The sequence below is a fragment of the Methyloversatilis sp. genome, assembly GCF_030696805.1.
In the GTDB taxonomy this organism is placed as follows: Bacteria; Pseudomonadota; Gammaproteobacteria; order Burkholderiales; family Rhodocyclaceae; genus Methyloversatilis.
In genome coordinates this window covers 1-16,586 of record NZ_JAUYRO010000074.1, presented here as the reverse complement: position 1 = coordinate 16,586, position 16,586 = coordinate 1, and the positions used below count along the sequence as shown (strand labels likewise).

Sequence of the window (16,586 nt, the reverse complement as noted above, 5' to 3'; positions counted from 1 at the left end):
CGTCGAGCTCGCGCAGCGCGGAAGCGGCTTCGCCGAAATAGCGCTCGATGACCCAGCCGCCGCGCACCAACAGGTCACCGCTGCTGCGGCCGTCCCACGACAGCGCACGGCCGTCGTCGCCGACGATGGCCGTGCGCTGCCGCAGATCGCGCGGCCCTGCTTGGTCAGCAACGCGCGCTGCGCATCCGGCGGCAGCGTTGCGTGCTGCGCCTTGAGCCGCGAAAGCGTGCCCAACGGCGACAATTCGGTCATGCCCCAGGCGTGGATGACCTGGACGCCGTAGTCCTCTTCGAGCGTCTGCCGCATGGCCGGCGGACAGGCTGCGCCGCCGATGACGGTGCGCTTGAGGCTCGACATCTTGAGCCCGGCGCACTTCAGGTGATTGATGACGCCCAGCCACACGGTCGGCACGCCGGCGCTGAAGGTGACCTGTTCCTGCTCGAACAGCTCGTGCAGCGACTTGCCGTCGAGGAAGGGGCCGGGGAACACCAGCTTGGCGCCGACCATCGGCCCGCTGTACGGCAGACCCCACGCGTTCACGTGGAACATCGGCACCACCGGCAGGATGACGTCGGCCGCCGAACAGCCCATCGCGTCGGGCAGCGCGGCGCCATAGGCATGCAGCACCGACGAGCGGTGGCTGTACAGCGCGCCTTTCGGATGTCCCGTGGTGCCCGAGGTGTAGCACAGGCTGGACGCGGTGTTCTCGTCGAATTCCGGCCAGCGGTAGTCGCCGTCCTCGGCGTCGATCAATTCCTCGTAGCACAGCAGGCCGGGCAGCGTGCTGGCGGCCGGCATGTGGGCGCGGTCAGTCATCAGCACGAAATGACGAACCTGCTGACGAACCTGCTTCAGCGCCGGTGCGATCTGCTCGACCAGCGGCAGGAAGGTGAGGTCGAAGCACAGCACCTGGTCGGCCGCGTCATTGGCGATCCACGCGATCTGGTCCGGGAACAGCCGCGGGTTGATGGTGTGGCACACCCGCTGCGAGCCGGACACGCCGTAATAGATTTCGAAGTGGCGATAGCCGTTCCAGGCCAGCGTGCCGATGCGCTCGCCCGGCTGCGTGCCGAGCCGCGCCAGCGCCTGTGCGAACTTGCGGCTGCGCAGTTCGGCTTCGCGATACGTCGTGCGATGGATGTCGCCCTCGACCCGGCGCGACACGATTTCGGTGTCGCCGTGGTGGCGCGCCGCGTGGCGGATCAGGTTCGAAATGAGCAGCGGCATCTGCATCATCTGGCCGGGTACCGGATTCATGCGCTTGCCTCCACACGACGACGGACGGATGCACCCCGGACGGCTACGACGCAGCCGCCCGGGGTGTGACGGCGGACTGCGCTCAGGCGGCCGAAGCCAGCAGTTCGCGCAGGTGCTTGTCCACCTGCTCGGTGTAGCCGGCGTCGGTGCCGAACAGGCCGAGGTGGCCGTCTATCGTGTTGAGCACACGCAGTTCGCTGTTCGGGATCAGCTTCTGCTCGGCGGCGCAGTCGGCCGGCGGAAAGAACATGTCGGTCGAAATCGGCATGACGAAGGTTTTCGCCTTGATGCGGCCGAGCGCCGCCTTCAGGTCGCCGCCCGTGTGGCGGCTCACGTCGCCGTGCTGCCATTTCCACGCCATGCACAGCAGATCGTTCGGCTCCATCACGCCGAAATAGCCGTTCATGAAGTTGGTGATGAAGTCGTCAACCGATGAAAAGCCGAGCGCCTTGATGCGCTCCTGCTGGAAGAATTCGGTACTCCAGCCCATGACCGCCCACATCTTGGCGTGACGGCGAAGACCCTGATGCACTTCGAGCGGCGAGCCGTACCAGCCGCCCTTGAACGCCGGGTCGGAGGTGATGGCTTCGATCAGCGTTTCGGCGAACAGGTAATCGTGCGGCGTGTTCTTCGCGGTGCCGGCGATCGGTGCCGCGCGGCGCACCATGTCGGGGTAGCGCACGGCCCACTCATACGTCTGCTGCGCGCCCATCGAACCGCCGACCACCAGCGCCAGTTTTTCGATGCCGAATTTTTCGGTGATCAGCTTGTGCTGCGCGCGCACGTCGTCGCCGATGCGCACGCGCGGGAAGTTGGGACCGCCACCCGGAAACGGCGTGTTGTGCGGCGAAGTCGACAGGCCGTTGCCGATCTGGTTGATGGCGATGATGAAGTACTTTGCAGGATCGAGCGCGCGACCGGCGCCGATGTACACCTGCTCCATGATCTTGGTCGTGCCCGAGTACCAGGTCGGCACGAGGATGGCGTTGTCCTTTGCTGCGTTCAGCGTGCCGAAGGTTGCGTAAGCCAGCGTGCAGCCGCGTATCGTGCCGCCCTCTTCCAGCACGTGGTCGCCGATGCTGTGGGTTTCGTAAGGGCCGTGGATGGCCTGGTTGTAATAGGCGTGCTCGGTCATGCTGTCTCCTCCTGTTGTTGTGGTGCCGGTCTCAAGTGCCTGTCCGGGACGGGCTCGCCTCGGACAGCGGGCGCAGCGATGATAGCGGACTGAGTCAGCAGCGCGCACCGTCAGCCGCGGCGGCGGTGGATGAACGAACCGGGGTGTCGACAGCCCTACTGTTGTGCAGACCCCTGACCCCACACACCGGAGGTTCGATCGATGACCACTACCGACCCCACCGCCGCGCGCGCATCGCTGCAGCGCGTGACTGCGCTGCAGCGCTGGACGCCGATGTTGTGGTCGCTGCGCATCGACCGCCCGGAAGGCTTTCGCTTTGCGCCCGGCCACTACGCCAAGCTCGGACTGGACGGCCCCGACGGGCAGACCGTATGGCGGCCCTATTCCATCGTGTCGGCCGTCGACGACCCGGAACTCGAATTCCTCATCGTGCTGATTCCGGGCGGCGCGTTCAGCGAGCCGCTGTCGCGCATCGAGGTGGGCCAGACGATCCAGCTCGCGTCGGCCCTGTTCGGCTTCTTCCTCGAACCGCAACTGGCGCCCGGGGATACGCTGTGGATGCTGGCGACCGGCACCGGGCTCGGGCCCTACGTGTCGCTGCTGCGCACTTCGGGCGCACTCGACCGCTACCAGCGCCTGATCGTGGTTCACAGCGTGCGGCTGGCGGCCGAATTGACCTACCGCGACGAACTGCAAGCGCTGGCGGCGTCCGACGCGCGGCTGAGTTATCTGCCCATCGTCACCCGCGAAGCCGGAGCAGCGCCGCTGGGCGGACGTATTCCGGCATTGATCGCCGACGGCACGCTGGCGCAGCACGCGCAGTCACCGCTTGATCCGGCAACCGGCCGCGTCATGGTGTGCGGCAATCCGGATTTCACGACCGACATGCGCGCCCTGCTGAACGCGCGCGGCTTCGTGCCGTGCCGGCGCGGCAACGCCGGCAGCATGCTGTTCGAGAAGTACTGGTAGTCCGGTGCGGTCATTTCGGTACCCGCCACAAGTACCAGCTCGCCGCCGATCGATGCGGCGCCCACGCCGCACCGAGTGCCGCGATCTGCCGCGCGGCAGGCAGCGCATCGAGCGACTTGAGCCGCCGGTAGCCGTCGCGCACGCCGAAGTCGTCGGCTGGCAGGATGTCGCCGCGTTCGAGCGTGAACATCAGCAGCATGTCGACCGTCCAGCGACCGATGCCGCGCAACGCGGTCAGACGCTTGGCCAGCACCTCGTCTTCCAGCGCGAGCGCTTCATCGCGACCGGGCACCAGGCCGCTCAGCGCCGCGTCGGCGATGCCGCGCAGCGTGTCGGCCTTGCGCGCCGAAAAGCCGCAGGCACGCAAGACATCGACATCCGTGTCGCACAGTTGCTGCGGCGTCGGGAAGTCGCCGCCGTGACGTGCCAGCAGTCGCCCCATGATGGCGTCGGCGGCGCGGCCATGCAGTTGCTGGTAGGCGACCGCCCGCACCAGCGCCTGCCAGGGCTCGCGCACCGGGCCGGGTGCCAGTCCGCACGGGCCGACGGTCGCGATCAGTCGCGCCCAGTCGTCGTCGAGGGCGGCGAGATGCCGTTCGGCGGCGTCCAGCGCGTTTGGGGTGTGCGCGGTGTACGTCATGGCGGAACAGTATCGATGCGCCGTGCGGCACCGGCAAGGTCGAATTCGAAAGCAAGGGCCGGAGTGCGCACGCCTCGAACGGCGACTACAGTGCGGCCATCGACACGCTGCAGCGAAGGATGCGCGATGAACGCACGAACCCGCCCTGCCCTGCCGGAGGCTGCTGCACCGGATGTCGCCGCGCGCGCGGCCGCCACGCTGGCCGACCCGCGCTGGGCGGCGGTCGTCGCGCGCGATGCCGCGGCGGACCGCGACTTCTTCTATTCGGTGAAAACGACCGGCGTGTACTGCCGCCCGTCGTGCGCCGCCCGCATCGCTCGCCCGGAAAACGTCGCCTTCCACGCCAGCGCGGCCGACGCCGAACGCGCCGGTTTCCGCGCCTGCAAACGCTGCCGGCCGGACCAGCCGCCGCGCACCGAACGGCAGGCCGCCCTCGTCGCCGACCTGTGCCGGCTGATCGAGCGCTCCGACTCACCCCCGGCTCTCGACGCGCTGGCAACGCACGCCGGCGTCAGCGCCTTTCATCTGCACCGCGTGTTCAAGTCGGTGACCGGTCTGACGCCACGCGCCTGGGCTGCCGCGCGCCGGGCCGAGCGCCTGCGCGACCATCTGACGCAGGGTGCGCCGGTGACCGACGCGCTGCACGACGCCGGCTACGGCTCCAGCAGCCGCCTGTACGAAACGTCAGGCGCCCTGCTCGGCATGACGCCGGGACGCTATCGCGCGGGCGGTGCCGACACCGACATCCGCTTCGCACTCGGCCAGTGTTCGCTCGGCGCCATCCTGGTCGCCGAAAGCCCGCTTGGCGTGGTCGCGATCTCGCTCGGCGACGACCCCGACGCGCTGGCGCTCGCGCTGCAGGACCGCTTTCCGCATGCGCGGCTGATCGGCGGCGACGCGGCGTTCGAGCAGCGGGTGGCGCAAGTGGTCGGTATGGTCGAAGCGCCACGCATCGGTCTGGCACTGCCGCTGGACCTGCGCGGCACCGCCTTCCAGCAGCGCGTGTGGCAGGCACTGCGCGACATTCCGGCCGGGCACACGCTGAGCTACCGCGAACTGGCGGCGCGCCTCGGCGTCCCGAAGGCGGTGCGCGCGGTCGCCGGCGCCTGTGCGGCCAACACGCTGGCGGTGGCCATCCCGTGTCACCGCGTGGTGCGCAGCGACGGCGCGCTGTCAGGCTATCGCTGGGGCATCGAGCGCAAGCGCGCGCTGATCGATCGCGAGGGGACATGAGCGGTCTGTTCGATGCGCTGGAGCGCGTGGCCGGCCCGGTCATCCTCGCACCGGGAGCCGCTCTGCTGCGCGGCTTCGCGCTCGATGACGCAGTGGCCCTGCTGGCCGCGATCGATGCGGTGGCCGCGGTTGCACCGATGCGTCACATGGTGACGCCCGGCGGTTTCACGATGTCGGTCGCCACCACAAGCTGCGGCGATCTGGGCTGGACCTCCGACGCACGCGGCTACCGCTATGCGGCGCACGATCCGCAAAGCGATCTGCCCTGGCCGGCGATGCCCGTGCTGTTCCGTGCGCTGGCCCGCGAATCGGCGGCGCAGGCCGGCTTCCCCGGTTTCGAACCGGATGCCTGCCTGATCAACCGCTACGTGCCCGGCGCGCGGCTCACGCTGCATCAGGACAGAAACGAACGCGACTTCGGTGCACCCATCGTGTCCGTGTCGCTGGGCCTGCCCGCGACCTTCCTGTTCGGCGGCATCAAGCGCACCGACCCGACGCTCAAACTGCGTCTGCTAAACGGTGATGTGGTGGTGTGGGGCGGAGCGGCGCGGTTGCGCTTTCACGGCGTGCTGCCGCTGACGCACGGCACGCACCCGATGACCGGGGCGTGCCGCATCAATCTCACGTTCCGCAAGGCGCGCTGAGCGCCGGCTGGTCGGTGGTTTCGTGCAGGGCCGCGTTGAGCGCATCGATGATCGGCGCCCAGTCGGCATCGGCCTGCAGGCCTTCACGCAGGAAGGCCGCCTGCGAGGGCGTCCAGAACGGCGCGTCGGACAGTTTCACGGTGTCGGGCAGCGGTCGGTTCTTGTCGATGAAGCGGTAGATCGATCCCGGGTCTGAAGGCAGACCGAGCTGGGCGAACAGTTGCGCAGTGCTGTGTACCGGTGCGTCCATGAGGATCTCCTGAGTGGAAGGGTGGAGCAGGATGGAATTGCGGTGCGGATAGTCGGGCAGGCCATTCGGTCGCGGGTGCGCCGACGCATGCGGTCCAGGGCTGACGCGTCACTGCATCGGGCACTCAGCGTGGCAATGGCTTCGTCGGTCTACACCCCCAGCATGCGCGTCTGCCCGCGTCCGGTCTGTTAGCCAGGGCACCAAGTTCGCCGGCAGGCGTAGCGGGTCGGTAGCATGGCGGGAACCACGTTCAGGCAGTGCGGCCGAAGCCGGGTTGAAGGTCAGGCTTTCATTCACCACTGTCCGGACGGAGCGCCGTTGCAACTGCCCCTTTCCATCGATGCGTCGTCGGCCACCACACTGCAGTCGCAGATCGTGGCGCAACTGCGCGCGCTCATCCTCGACCGTCGGCTGGCGCCGGGTGCGCCGGTGCCCGCGACACGCGACCTGGGCCGCCAGCTGCATGTGTCGCGCAATACGGTCACCGCCGCCTACGACGAACTGATCAGCGAAGGCTATCTGTACACCGAACGGGCAGTCGGCACCTTCGTCTGCAAAACGCTGCCCGACACGCTGATCGGCCACACACCGGCGCGGCCCGAACATCGCAGCGGCAGCCTGCACCGCGCGATGAACCTGCCGCTGCCCTACGGCGGCCGCGGCCTGACCGGACTGCACCGGCCCAGCTCGTCGCGCCTGATCGCCGATTTCGTTTTCGGCCGCTCGGACGCGCGCAACTTCCCGGAAAAGATCTGGCGCAAGCTCATCGTCGAATGCCTCGGCGGCGCGGCCGAGCGCATGAGCGAATACATCGACCCGGCCGGCCTGCCCGAACTGCGGCAGCTCATCACCAGCCGGCTTGGCCCGACGCGCGGCATGGTGGCGTCGGTCGAACAGGTGCTGCTGGTGGCCGGCTTCCAGCAGGGCATCGATCTGGTGGCGCATCTTTTCGTCGGCACGCACACGCCGGTGGTGATGGAGGCGCCCAGCTATCGCGGCGCGGCCTTCCTGTTCGAAAGCTATGGCGCGCACATCATTCCGGTGCCTGTCGACCAGCACGGCATCGACGTCAGCAGGCTGCCGGAAAGCCGCGTGAAACTGGTGTATGTCACGCCGTCGCACCAGTTTCCGACCGGCGTCACGATGCCGCTGCACCGCCGGCTCGCGCTGCTCGAATGGGCGGCCAAGGCCGGCGCCTACATCCTCGAAGTGGACTACGACGGCGACTACCGCTACGACGGCGCGCCGCTGCCGTCGCTGCAGTCACTCGACCGCAACGGCTGCGTCATCTACCTGAATTCCTTCTCGCGTTCGATCGGCCCCGGCCTGCGCATCGGCTACATGGTCGTGCCGCGCGACCTCATGCGCACCGCGGTCACCATCAAGTCGCTGATGGACAACGGACTCGCCTGGCTGGAACAGGCCGCCCTCGCCCAGTTCGTGCGCGACGGCAGCTTCGACACCCATCTGCGCCGCCTGCTGCACGCCAACGAAGCGCGCCGCGACGCCCTGGTCAGCGCCGTACGCAGCCGCCTGCCCAACGCGCGCATCAGCGGCGCCGACGCCGGCACGCACGTGCTGCTCACCCTGCCGCCCGAAGCACCGACGGCCGCCGCCTTGCAGCAGGCCGCGCTCGCCCTGGACGTGGGCGTGCAGCCACTGGCCGACAGCCCGGCGTGGTTCTTCGAGCACATGGACGATGCGGACCGCTGCCTGCTGCTCGGCTACACGCATCTGACCGAAGTGCAGATTGAGCAGGGGATTGCGGGGTTGGGACGGGCGGTGAAGATGGCGGAGATCTGATCGGCGGTGGCGGGTGCGGGGTCGGGTCATGAACGGTACGGCGATCGCCTCAGGTGCGGCCGCCGGGAGCACGCTCCCCATCATTCAACGGCCCTGACCACCCCTGCGCATCGACAATCCGGCGCTGCTAGATCCGCGACAGGACCGGCGCGGTGCGGGGGCATCGGTGCTCAAGTCGCGGGCGATGACGCGAGCCAGTCCTCCACCTTCAGCCGGGCAAACGCTGCATAACCGTGCCACGCGGGTCGCGGATCAGTTCGGACACTACGCTAGTGCGAGCATCCAGAACCGTTGCACCATCAGAGGTCCGCCCGCTCCTGCGGCGGAAGGTTTTCCACCTCGGGCAGCCCTCCACCAAGCGGCGCCCAGGAAGCCAGAAGGTCCAGCAGGCGGTTCTTGCGGATGGGCGTGAGGATGAGGCTGTCGCCTTCCTTGCGGATCAGCACCTCGGCACCTTCAAGTTCGAACTCGCGCGGGATGCGTACCGCCTGATTGCGGCCATTGCGGAACAGTGAGGCGTGGCGTTCGGTCATGGTCGATCCTTAAGTCCGGCTGGCATATGGCAGAACAGATGCCTTGGTTCGGCAGGGGTCAAGTCGGAGGGCTTGCGGATCACGTCTTGCCCAAAAACCCGGTAAATCGTGCTTTGGAAATGTTGTTGCGTCCCCTATTACTCTATTACTCAGGGGATTGAGGGTTTGGGGCGGGCGGTGGGGAGAGCGGAGAACTGAGCGGAGGCGGGCCACGCCCCCGCGAGACACCCTGAAGATTACGCCGCGACGTCGATGTACTCGACCTGACTCGCTGCATCCGGGATTGGCAAACCGTCTTCCCGCAGACCCTCGACGTGGAAAAAAATGGCCTCGCGGATCTCCGCCTCGACCTCGGCGAGCGTCTGACCGGTCGCAACACAACCTGGCAAATCGGGAACATAGGCGGAGTAGTTGCCCTCAGCCTTTTCAATAACGACTGCGTATCGCATAGATCCTCACGACTTGAGACCCGCCTGTTTGAGAATGCTGTTCAGGGTGCCCGAAGCCAGATCATCACTCGGTTTGCCTGGTACGGTCACGCGACCAAGCTTGCTCGCGTGCTTGTCCGGGCACCTGCACACCGTTAGTCTTGAATAATCAACGCAATACAACTAGCATCAGCCGGCGCTCAGAAGCACTTTCGATCTGACGCCTCACAGCAGAATTTGTAATTCGCCCATCCCGGGAGCATCCAGTCTTCATGATCCATTCTCACGCCGCCTCGAACGGAAGCCCTCCGCCTGAGCGGTCTGAACAGCCTTCCTACAGTGCCAGCGAGGCTGCACGAATCCTCGGGCTACCTGCAACGACCATTACGGCCTGGTGTTTCGGCAAGAAGTATCGGAGTTCGGCCGGAGACGAAAAGCGCTTTGAGCCGGTCATCACGCCGGCGGCGCCGGCAGACCGCCTGCTGTCCTTCGCCAATCTGTGCGAACTGCATGTACTGTCAGGCATCCGTCGGCTGCATCGGGTCTCCCTGCCCAAGGTTCGGACGAGCCTGCAGTACCTGCAAGTTCATCTGGGGTCGGAGCGCCCCCTGCTCGACACGCAGTTCCAGACCAACGGGATCGATCTTTTCGTCGAGCACGCTTCAAAACTGCTGAACGTGTCCCGCAGTGGGCAACAGGCGCTGCGCGGCGATTTCGAACGCGCGCTTGCACGTATCGAACGCAACGACGCGGGCAAGCCGATTCGGCTGTTTCCCTTCATCCGCCCGAACCAGCAGGACGGCTCACGCGTGGTCGCCGTCGACCCCACACTGTCCTTTGGCCGGCCGATTCTGCTCGGCGCCGGCGTCAAGACGCACGTCATTCTGAGCCGCTTTGCCGCGGGCGACTCGATTCACGAAATGGCCGAAGATTACCGGGTCACCATCGAAGACATCGAAGAAGCCCTGCGTTTTGAGCAACGCCTCTCCGCCTGAAGGAGTCGCGCTCTTCATCGATCGCGATGCGTGGAGCACGAAGCTCGATCTCGCGCTGCGGGCGGCCGAAATTCCCTTCGTCGCACACCGCGACCTGTTCGCCCACGACACACCGGACGTGACATGGCTGGCAGAAGCCGGGCGTCGCGGCTGGCTGGTGCTCACCCGCGATCAGAACATCCGCCGTCGGCCTGATGAACTGAAGGCCCTGCGCGACGCCGGCGTCCTGCTGTTCGCACTCACGTCAGGCAATCTTTCGGCGCAGGAGACAGCCGATCTGGTGATTTCCAGCTGGCCAAAAATGGTTCGCATCGCGGGAACAACAAATCGGCCGGCGATCTACTCGATCACGCGGGGCGGGGATGTTCGGCGTATTGAACGCTGAGGTGACTCCTGTGTGTACTGATTCGAAACCGAGTTCGACTTACTTGCGCGGAAGCTCTGGTTGAAACAGGCTCACCGTATTCACTCATTTGAAGACCAGAAGCTCTGCCCCTCGCGATGCAGCAAACAAAACGCCACCACTATGTTCCCAAGGCTTACCTCAAGGCGTTTTGCGATTCCAGCGGTAGGTTGCTCGTTTACCGCAAAGACGACCCGTCGGAACCGCTTCACGTGACACCAGATGCGACGCAGTTTCGGCGCTACTACTACTCGCAGCCGACGCCTGCTGGCGGAAGGGATAACAACTCGCTGGAATCAGTCTTCTCAACTATCGAAAGCCGGTGGCCTGAAACCGTGGACAGACTGCTTCGACGAGAGGATGTGAACGACCGCCTTGAAAGCATCTTCGAATTCATGTCGTTGCAGCGTGTCCGCGTTCCAGCGAGCCGTGATGCGACAGAGGCAGTGCTGGCGCAGTCCGTCAAGGACGCGATGAAGCTGATGCTAAGAAATGGGACGATTCCTCCACCGCCGTCCGGCTTCGAGGATCTACCCAACCAGATCGAGATCACAATCGATCCCCACCGGAGCATTCACGCGATGACATCCATTCTTCAAGGAATGGGGCAGCTCTACTCAAGAATTGGGATTGCAGCGGTCCATAACTGCACCGCTCGGCCTTTCCTCACCAGCGACAACCCCGTACTCTGGTTCGACCCTTCACTGCCGTTCGAAGAACAACGCCCATACGCTGTTTCCCCAAAAGTGGGCCCTGTTTTACTTGTGTTCCCAGTCAGTCCGACGCTCGTCCTCGTAGGTTCCACTGAATACAGAGAGTCATTCGGAAGGCATGGGCTGCTACACAGCGACGTACCAGACGAAGCTTGGGTTGATCAAATCAACGCACAGGTTTGCCGATTCGCATATGAAGCAGTGATTGCACAGGCCAGTGGGCAGGAAGAACTGGTTGCTTTGTTCGGCGGCGCCTCGCCCGTAGTTGAGGCTGTCTCCATTCCTGTCGCCAATGGACTGGCCACCATTCACCGGACCGTATTTGGTCAGCGTGTTCAGAAGCCGAAATGGCGCCGCGACTAACACATGCGAATTCAAGCCACGGAGGAAGGAGATCTTATTCTGCGTGCTCACGACGGGCGCCCCACCCCTCTGTTTGACACCCACCCTACTTACTGAAAAACTAGTCAGTCATCTGGTTTGTTCGAGGTAATCATGGATACATGGCCTGTTCAGGATGCAAAAGCGCGGTTCAGCGAGTTTCTGGATGCCTGCCTCGCAGAGGGGCCGCAGATGGTGACCCGGCGCGGCGTTGAAGCGGCGGTGCTGGTGCCGGTTCAGGAGTGGCGCAGGTTGCAGTCGGCCGCGCGTCCGTCGCTCAAGGAACTGCTGCTGTCCGATGACGCGCGCGCTGAGGCGATCGCGCCGCCGCGCGGGCACGGTCGGCGCCGGCCGGTCGAAGTACTTAAGTAGTCAGTTATATGTACCTGCTCGATACGAATGTCGTTTCGGAACTGCGCAGGCCCAGGCCTCATGGGGGTGTCGTGGCGTGGCTTGAATCGGTCGATGACTCAAGCCTCTTTCTTTCCGCCGTCACGATCGGCGAGATTCAGGCCGCCATCGAACTGACGCGCGAACAGGACGCAGTGAAGGCTGCCGACATTGAAGTCTGGCTGGAGCGGGTTGCTGGTGCGTACAACATGCTGCCGATGGATGGCGCAGCATTCAGGCATTGGGCAAAGCTCATGCATCGCAAGTCCGACACCTTGTACGAAGACGCAATGATTGCCGCAACAGCGAAGGCGCACGGCCTGACTGTGGTGTCGCGCAACGTGACCGACTTCAAAGCGCTGGGCATCGAAGCGTTCGATCCGTTTGCGCAGCCCGCCCCGCCGCGCGAACGATAGCCGGCACGCTCCGCGGCCTGGCACCCCTCTTATTTCGCTGACTGGCCCTGTCGCCTCAGGTGCTTCGTCTCCTATCTTCTCCCGGTGCCATCGCGCAGCCGGTGCGTCGTCGACGCGCCCGGCGGCCCTGCCTTCAACGCCACCCCGGGAGACTTCCATGTCAGTGCATCTGAGTGAAACGCGCGTCGTGCGCGGCGCCTGTCCGCAGGATTGTCCGGACACCTGTGCCTTCCTGTACCACGTGGAGGACGACAAGCTGGTGGAGGTCACCGGCGACCCGGATCACCCGATGACGCGTGGCGGGCTGTGCGTGAAGCTGAAGAATTTCGCCGAGCACCACTACAACCCGGACCGCCTGCTGTACCCGATGAAGCGCGTCGGGCCGAAGGGTTCGGGCATGTTCGAGCGCATTTCGTGGGACGCAGCACTGGCCGAAATCAAGGCGCGCTGGACCGACATCATCGACCGCCACGGCTCGCAGGCCATCATGCCGCACGGCTACCTCGGCCATCAGGGCACGCTGAACGGCCTCACCGCGGGCGACGCCTTCTTCAACCGGCTCGGTTCGTCGGTGGCGGAAAAGACCTATTGCGAATCCGGCTCGTCGACCGCATGGATCATGACTGTAGGCCCGACCGGCGGGCTCGACGTGGAAAGCCTCACCCACTCGAAGTACATCATCGTGTGGGGCATGAACATGCTCAACACCAATCTTCATGCCTGGCCCTTCATCGTCGAGGCGAAGGCCAAGGGCGCCAAGGTGGTGGTGATCGACCCGGTGCGCACGCGCACCGCGAAGCAGGCCGACTGGCACATCCGCATCAAGCCGGGCACCGACGGCGCGCTGGCGCTGGGCATGATGAACGTGATCATCGCCGAAGGTCTGGTCGATGCCGACTACGTCGAGAAATACACCGTGGGCTACGACCAGCTGGCGGCGCGCGCGGCCGAGTTTCCGCCCGAGCGGGTGTCCGACATCACCGGCATTCCGGTGCAGGACATTCTGACGCTGGCGCGCGAATACGCCACCACGCAGCCGTCGGCCATCCGCCAGGGCGTGGCGGTGGAACGCAGCCCGGGCGGTGGCGACGCGATCCGCGCCATCACCTGTCTGCCGGCGCTGACCGGCGCCTGGCGCCATGTCGGCGGCGGCACGGTTGAAATGCCGATCTGGGAATTTCCGTTCCGCTTCGACTTCATGTGCCGGCCGGACTGGATCAAGCCGGGCACGCGCGTCATCAACGAGCTCGATCTGGGCGCCGCGCTGACCGGCGCCATGCCGCTCGACCCGCCGATCAAGTCGCTCTTCGTCTACAACTCGAATCCGGTATCGCAGGCGCCGAACGCCGGCCAGATCGTGGCCGGACTGATGCGCGAAGACCTGTTCACGGTGGCCAGCGAACTGTTCATCACCGACACCGCGAAGTACGCCGACATCCTGCTGCCGGCCACCATGCAGGCGGAACAGCTCGACCTGATGGTGACCTGGGGTCATCTGTACGTGATGCTCAATACGCCGGCGATCGCGCCGCCGGGCGAATGCGTGCCCAATGTCGAACTGTTCCGCCGGCTGGCCGGCGCGATGGGCTTCACCGACGAGCACTGGTCGCTGAGCGACGAGGAAATGATCCGCCGCTCATACGACTGGGACGCGCCGGCGATGCAGGGCATCACGCTGGAGAAGCTGAAGGACAAGGGCTGGATGCGGCTGAACGTCGGTCTGCCGGGCGAGCGCGCGCCGCATGCCGAGGGCAATTTCAAGACGCCGTCGGGCAAGTGCGAATTCGCGGCCAGCGCGGCGGCCGGCGGCAATTTCGTCGTGCCGGTGTGGCGCTCGGGCTATGAAGGCATGCAGCCGGGTACGCCGGTCGATGCGGTGCCCAATTACATCCCGTCGCACGAGAACGCGGCCTCCGAAGCGGCCAGCCGCTATCCGCTGAACCTCGTGTCGCCCAAGCCGCACGCCTTCCTGAACACGCAGTACGCCAACGAGCCGACACAGCAGCGCCGGCAGGGCGAACAGCTCATCGTGATCCACCCGGTCGATGCGGGAAAGCGGGCGATCGAGCACGGCAGTTATGTGCGCGTGTTCAACGAGCGCGGCGCCTTCGAAGCGCGCGCCGAACTGAGCGAGGACGTTTCACCCGGGCTGATGATGACCAACGTCGGCCACTGGCCGGGCCTGAACCGCAGCGGCACCGCGGTCAATTCGACCACATCGTCGCGCCACTGCAATCTGGGTCAGGCCGGCACCTACTGCGACAATCTGGTCGAAGTGCGGAAGGTGTGACGAAACCATGACCCACGTCGTCACCGAAAGCTGCCGCGGCTGCCGCTTCACCGACTGCGTGACCACCTGCCCGGTGGCCTGCTTCCATGTCAATGAGGTGCGCGTCTACATCAATCCGCAGGTGTGCATCGACTGTGGCGCCTGCATTCCGGCCTGCCCGGTGCGCGCCATCGTCGAGGAATTCGACCTGCCGGAAGACCAGTTGCACTGGATGGACATCAACGCCAGGGCCGCGGAGCGCTACCCGGTGATCCGCACCAAGCTGCCGCCGCTCGAAGGGGCCGACGACAAGCGCAGCCAGCTCGGCTTCTGATCGCGATGGCCGTGGCAGGACAGCCGCTGCGCGTCGCCATCATCGGCAGCGGACCGAGCGGCTTCTATGCCGCGGAGGCGCTGCTGGCGAGCGGGCTCGACATCGAGATCGACCTGCTGGAGCGCCTGCCGGTGCCTTACGGGCTGGTGCGCTTCGGCGTGGCGCCGGATCACGCGAAACTGAAGTCGGTCAGCGCGGTGTTCGCACAGATCGCCGCCGACCCGAAGCTGCGCTTCTTCGGCAATGTGGCGCTCGGCCGCGACGTGACCGCCGACGAGCTGGCCGCGATGTACCACGCGGTCATCGTGGCCTGCGGCGCCGGGGCGGACCGCACGCTGGGCATTCCCGGGGAAGATCTGCCGGGCGTGCATGCGGCGGGCGATTTCGTCGGCTGGTACAACGGCAGCCCGGATCACGCCCACCTCGCGTTCGACCTGTCGCAGGAGGTGGCGGTGGTCATCGGCCAGGGCAATGTGGCGATCGACGTTTGCCGCATCCTCGCCCGCCCGGTCGACGAACTGCGCCGCACCGACATTGCGCAGCACGCGCTCGACGCACTGGCCGGCTCGCGCATCCGCGACATCCACCTCGTCGGGCGGCGCGGTCCGGTGCAGGCGAAATTCACGCCGAAGGAATTGCGCGAACTGGGCACCCTGCCCGGCTGGCAACCGGTGGTCGATCCGGCGGCGCTCGAACCCGGGGAGGCCTGCCGGCAGGAACTGACGCTGCCCCATATCGTGCATGCGGCGAAGAATCTGGACATCCTGCGCGGCTTCGCCGCCCGGCCGATGGAGCCCGGACGACGCATCCATCTGCATTTCCTGCGCGCGCCAGCGGCGCTGCACGGCGAAGAGCGCGTACGCCGGCTCGCGCTGGCCGCGCAACAACTCGTCGGCGAGCCGGGTGCGCAGTCGGCCGTGGCCACGGGCGAACAGTTCGAACTGGACGCCGGTCTGGTGTTCCGCAGCGTGGGCTATCGCGGCACCGCGTTGCCCGGCCTGCCATTCGACGCACGAGCGGGCGTGATTCCGAACGCCGGTGGCCGCATCGTCGATGCAGCCGGCCAGCCGCTGCCGGGCTGGTACGTCACCGGCTGGATCAAGCGCGGCCCGACCGGCGTCATCGGCACCAACCGCGCCGACAGTCTGGACACCGTGGCCGGACTGCTGCAGGACGTGCCGGGCTTCACTGGTTCCCGACCCGGCCGGCAGGCGCTGACGGCCCTGCTCGACAGCCGGTCGCACCGGATCATTGATTTCGCCGCCTGGCAGGCCATCGAACGTGTCGAACAGGCGCGCGGCCAGGCGCGTGACAAGCCGGCGGAAAAGTTCGTGCGTATCGACGACATGCTCGCGGCAGCACGCGGCACGGCGCCGTAGGCGGGCTCGGTTGGGGCGGTAATCGACGTGGTCGCGCGGGATGACGTGGTGATGTTGGGCATCGCTTCGCTCACCCCAACCTACGGGGGCGGACTGGCGGTGCGGTCTGCGAATGCTGGCGTGATGCGGCGGGCGGGGGTGATGAACTTGGCGGGGTCGTGCGGGTTGGCGTTGGGGTGTTGGGCATCGCTGCGCTCACCCCAACCTACCGGGGCGGATTTGCGCTTCGATTGCGAATGCCGGCGTGATGCGGCGGGCGGGGGTGTTGGACTTGGCGGGGTCGTGCGGGTTGGCGTTGGGGTGTTGGGCATCGCTTCGCTCACCCCAACCTACCGGGGCGGAGTTGCGCTGCGATGGCGAATGCCGGCGTGATGCGGCGGGCGGGGGTGTTGGACTTGGCGGGGTCGTGCGGGT

19 protein-coding genes are annotated in these 16,586 nt (G+C 66.1%); 12 read left to right on the top strand and 7 right to left on the bottom strand.

Annotated features, from left to right (window positions below; translation table 11 throughout):
• Both Q8R75_RS12490 and Q8R75_RS12485 read right to left on the bottom strand, forming a co-directional pair.
• A partial coding sequence (locus Q8R75_RS12490; protein WP_305663686.1) for an AMP-binding protein occupies nt 1–1,257 on the bottom strand: 1,257 nt, incomplete at its 3' end.
• An 82-nt stretch (nt 1,258–1,339) separates the two neighbouring features.
• The gene (locus Q8R75_RS12485) at nt 1,340–2,392 is read right to left on the bottom strand and encodes an alpha/beta fold hydrolase (RefSeq protein ID WP_305615482.1); all 1,053 of its coding nucleotides are present in this window, start codon (nt 2,390–2,392) and stop codon (nt 1,340–1,342) included.
• 201 nt (nt 2,393–2,593) lie between these two features.
• Between Q8R75_RS12485 and Q8R75_RS12480 the strand changes: the two genes are divergently transcribed.
• A complete protein-coding gene (locus Q8R75_RS12480) occupies nt 2,594–3,361 on the top strand; it encodes a ferredoxin--NADP reductase (RefSeq protein ID WP_305615480.1) in 768 nt (255 codons plus the stop codon).
• A gap of 10 nt (nt 3,362–3,371) precedes the next feature.
• Here Q8R75_RS12480 and Q8R75_RS12475 read toward each other — a convergent pair whose 3' ends face one another.
• Nucleotides 3,372–4,001 (bottom strand): DNA-3-methyladenine glycosylase, encoded by a 630-nt coding sequence (locus Q8R75_RS12475; protein WP_305615478.1) that lies wholly within the window; start codon nt 3,999–4,001, stop codon nt 3,372–3,374.
• 126 nt (nt 4,002–4,127) lie between these two features.
• Here Q8R75_RS12475 and ada point away from each other — a divergent pair, with 126 nt between their 5' ends.
• Together ada and alkB are read left to right on the top strand one after the other, a co-directional pair.
• Entirely contained in the window at nt 4,128–5,234 is a 1,107-nt protein-coding gene (ada, locus tag Q8R75_RS12470; RefSeq protein ID WP_305626485.1) for a bifunctional DNA-binding transcriptional regulator/O6-methylguanine-DNA methyltransferase Ada, read from the top strand.
• Entirely contained in the window at nt 5,231–5,878 is a 648-nt protein-coding gene (gene alkB / locus Q8R75_RS12465; protein ID WP_305614463.1) for a DNA oxidative demethylase AlkB, read from the top strand. Before ada ends, alkB begins: the two co-directional genes overlap by 4 nt.
• Here the strand turns inward: alkB and Q8R75_RS12460 are convergent.
• Nucleotides 5,856–6,128 carry a DUF2789 domain-containing protein gene (locus tag Q8R75_RS12460; RefSeq protein ID WP_305614464.1) on the bottom strand — a complete coding sequence of 91 codons (273 nt, stop codon included), beginning with the start codon at nt 6,126–6,128 and terminating at the stop codon, nt 5,856–5,858. The two genes, alkB and Q8R75_RS12460, sit on opposite strands and share 23 nt — an antisense overlap.
• Nucleotides 6,129–6,446: 318 nt before the next feature.
• On the opposite strand from Q8R75_RS12460, the gene Q8R75_RS12455 reads away from it, so the two are divergent.
• Nucleotides 6,447–7,931: a PLP-dependent aminotransferase family protein gene (locus Q8R75_RS12455; RefSeq protein ID WP_305614465.1), complete on the top strand. Its 1,485-nt coding sequence runs from the start codon at nt 6,447–6,449 to the stop codon at nt 7,929–7,931.
• A 299-nt stretch (nt 7,932–8,230) separates the two neighbouring features.
• Here the strand turns inward: Q8R75_RS12455 and Q8R75_RS12450 are convergent, their stop codons facing one another.
• The 3 genes from Q8R75_RS12450 to Q8R75_RS12440 form a co-directional block, all read right to left on the bottom strand.
• A complete protein-coding gene (locus Q8R75_RS12450; RefSeq protein WP_305614466.1) occupies nt 8,231–8,464 on the bottom strand; it encodes an AbrB/MazE/SpoVT family DNA-binding domain-containing protein in 234 nt (77 codons plus the stop codon).
• A gap of 236 nt (nt 8,465–8,700) precedes the next feature.
• On the bottom strand, nt 8,701–8,913 hold the full coding sequence (locus Q8R75_RS12445) for a type II toxin-antitoxin system HicB family antitoxin (RefSeq protein WP_305614467.1): 213 nt from the start codon (nt 8,911–8,913) through the stop codon (nt 8,701–8,703).
• Nucleotides 8,914–8,919: 6 nt separating this feature from the next.
• Nucleotides 8,920–9,045, bottom strand: a complete 126-nt coding sequence (locus tag Q8R75_RS12440) for a type II toxin-antitoxin system HicA family toxin (RefSeq protein ID WP_305614468.1) — start codon at nt 9,043–9,045, stop codon at nt 8,920–8,922.
• Between the two features lie 119 nt (nt 9,046–9,164).
• On the opposite strand from Q8R75_RS12440, the gene Q8R75_RS12435 reads away from it, so the two are divergent.
• From Q8R75_RS12435 to Q8R75_RS12400, 8 genes are all read left to right on the top strand, one after another.
• Nucleotides 9,165–9,887: a DUF433 domain-containing protein gene (locus Q8R75_RS12435; RefSeq protein ID WP_305614469.1), complete on the top strand. Its 723-nt coding sequence runs from the start codon at nt 9,165–9,167 to the stop codon at nt 9,885–9,887.
• Nucleotides 9,865–10,272, top strand: coding sequence for a hypothetical protein (locus Q8R75_RS12430; protein ID WP_305614470.1), 408 nt, complete (start codon nt 9,865–9,867; stop codon nt 10,270–10,272). The genes Q8R75_RS12435 and Q8R75_RS12430 overlap by 23 nt, the downstream gene beginning before the upstream one ends.
• A gap of 116 nt (nt 10,273–10,388) precedes the next feature.
• Nucleotides 10,389–11,366 (top strand): DUF4238 domain-containing protein, encoded by a 978-nt coding sequence (locus Q8R75_RS12425; protein ID WP_305614471.1) that lies wholly within the window; start codon nt 10,389–10,391, stop codon nt 11,364–11,366.
• A 132-nt stretch (nt 11,367–11,498) separates the two neighbouring features.
• Complete coding sequence (locus tag Q8R75_RS12420) at nt 11,499–11,756, top strand: type II toxin-antitoxin system Phd/YefM family antitoxin (protein WP_305614472.1); 258 nt, start codon at nt 11,499–11,501, stop codon at nt 11,754–11,756.
• 8 nt (nt 11,757–11,764) lie between these two features.
• Nucleotides 11,765–12,190, top strand: a complete 426-nt coding sequence (locus Q8R75_RS12415) for a type II toxin-antitoxin system VapC family toxin (protein WP_305614473.1) — start codon at nt 11,765–11,767, stop codon at nt 12,188–12,190.
• Between the two features lie 157 nt (nt 12,191–12,347).
• Nucleotides 12,348–14,480, top strand: a complete 2,133-nt coding sequence (locus tag Q8R75_RS12410; RefSeq protein ID WP_305614474.1) for a molybdopterin-dependent oxidoreductase — start codon at nt 12,348–12,350, stop codon at nt 14,478–14,480.
• A 7-nt stretch (nt 14,481–14,487) separates the two neighbouring features.
• A complete protein-coding gene (locus tag Q8R75_RS12405; protein WP_305614475.1) occupies nt 14,488–14,793 on the top strand; it encodes a 4Fe-4S binding protein in 306 nt (101 codons plus the stop codon).
• 5 nt (nt 14,794–14,798) lie between these two features.
• Nucleotides 14,799–16,172 (top strand): FAD-dependent oxidoreductase, encoded by a 1,374-nt coding sequence (locus Q8R75_RS12400; protein WP_305614476.1) that lies wholly within the window; start codon nt 14,799–14,801, stop codon nt 16,170–16,172.
• Nucleotides 16,173–16,586: the final 414 nt, after the last annotated feature.